We start from the raw sequence: 852 nt of genomic DNA, 5'->3' as shown, positions 1-852 counted from the left end.
AAGTAACCCATGTTGGCAGCTAGCGCCGAGTACTCTGTTGTCAGCTCGCGGCCCCAGATTTGATAACCCTTTTCGATGCGCATCGAGTCCATGGCCCGCAGCCCGAAGTCGACGATTCCATGCGCTTCACCCGCCCAAACGAGTGCTTCGTAAAGTGCTTGCTGGTGTTGGAGTGGATGGTGGAGTTCCCATCCCAATTCGCCGACAAAGTTCATCCGCAACGCGCGTACGGGAGCGCCAACGACCTGGATCTCCTGGCCAGTAAACCAGGGGAATGCTGCATTACTCAGATCGGTGTCGGTAAGTTTGGACAGCACTTCTCGTGCTCTAGGGCCAGCCAGGATGAGCGTGCCCCAGTCCCTGGTGATATTCGCGATGGAGATATTCGCGTATTTCGCTGCCCGTTGCCGCAGCCAATCTTCAATCAGCAGCTCGCAAGCCGCTGGGCACATCAGGTAAAACGCGCCGCTTTCCAGTAGCGTCATGGAGAATTCCCACGCCACGCTTCCTGATGGGGTGAGTACGTGGGCGAGAGCTACATCCCCGCATTTGGCAGGAACCTGGTTGGGGCTGATCCGATCCAGAAATGAACGAGCATCCTTTCCAGATATCTCGAATTTTGTGAAGGCGCTCAGATCGAGGATACCCACGCGATTTTGCACCGCTTCACATTCCGACCGGACTGCTGCATCCCAATTGCCCCGGCTGTAGCTGAAGTTCTCGACGGGGGCATGGGCAGATTGTGCAAACCAGCTGGCACGCTCCCAGCCGTAATAAGCGCCGAACACGGCATTCTTGTGTTTGAGTATTTCGTAAATCGGCGTGGTCTTCACTTCGCGACACGCCGGGCGC

At 56.7% G+C, this 852-nt stretch carries 1 protein-coding gene; it reads right to left on the bottom strand.

What is annotated here, in order from left to right; genetic code table 11:
• Positions 1–833, bottom strand: an 833-nt coding sequence (locus AC1DVH_RS31980; RefSeq protein WP_477757148.1) for an aminomethyl transferase family protein, incomplete at its 3' end; no start/stop codon positions are given.
• Positions 834–852: the final 19 nt, after the last annotated feature.

Source organism: Pseudomonas sp. P4_C3 (genome assembly GCF_056402075.1).
This window is presented reverse-complemented; position numbering and strand designations above follow the sequence as displayed.